General features: G+C 74.9%; 2 protein-coding genes. One reads left to right on the forward strand and one right to left on the reverse strand.

The window, feature by feature from the left end; all coding sequences use genetic code 11:
• Positions 1 to 84: 84 nt before the first annotated feature.
• Positions 85 to 249: a hypothetical protein gene (locus tag HYE82_RS36910; RefSeq protein ID WP_179178583.1), complete on the reverse strand. Its 165-nt coding sequence runs from the start codon at positions 247 to 249 to the stop codon at positions 85 to 87.
• 152 nt (positions 250 to 401) lie between these two features.
• Between HYE82_RS36910 and HYE82_RS36915 the strand changes: the two genes are divergently transcribed.
• Positions 402 to 797: type ISP restriction/modification enzyme (locus tag HYE82_RS36915; RefSeq protein ID WP_306439699.1), on the forward strand; the 396-nt coding region annotated here is incomplete at its 3' end.

A 797-nucleotide genomic window follows, 5' to 3' on the forward strand; every position in this document is an offset into this window, starting at 1 on the left:
GCCCCGACCCCCGAGCGCCCGCCCGGCACAACCCCGGGAGCCCGGCGCGATTCCGGCCATGCCGCGGACCCGGCGCCGGGGGTGCTACTTCTCGTCGTCGTCCGCGGTGCGCTCGCCCTCCGCCTGCGAGGGGGTGGTGCGCATCGTGTCCGGGTGGTGGTGGGCCGCGCGCTCCTTCTCGTCCATGTCCTCGTCGAGCCGCTCGCCCTCGGCCTGCGACGGAGTCGAGTATTCGTCGTACTGACTCATGACCACTCCTCGCATCCGTACATTCCACATATTCCGTACACAAGGAGCGTAACGCTTGGGCGTGGCCGCAGCTCCGCGGGCCCGTCACGCCCCTGCGGCGCCTCGCTACCATCTGCCGGGTGAGCGACGACGCACCGCTGCTGGACGATCTGATGCCCTGGGCCGTGAGCGGCCTGCGCCTGGGCCGCACGTGGGTCGCCGCACCCGATCCGACGGCCCTGCGGACCCGCTGGTCGGTCCTGGCCGGGGCCGAAGGGGCCGAGCGGGAGCGGCTGTTCCGCCCGACCCGGCTGCGGTCGGCCACCGCCGGGGCGGCCGCCCTGCCCGGACAGCGCTCCGCCTCCACCGCCGGCTTCGCCGACGCGCCGGGCCCCTGCCCGGAGCCGGTGCGGGTGCTGTACGCCCCCTTCGACGAGCAGTGGCTGCTGCCCGACCAGCGGCTCATCGACACCTCCCGGCCGCAGCTGTGGCGGGTTCTGGACGAGCACCAGCTCTTCACCGTCGAGACCCCGGCCGCGGGAACGGGTCCCGGCCCCCGCCCCCGCACC

The organism is Streptomyces sp. BR123 (assembly GCF_013401435.1).
Lineage (GTDB): Bacteria > Actinomycetota > Actinomycetes > Streptomycetales > Streptomycetaceae > Streptomyces.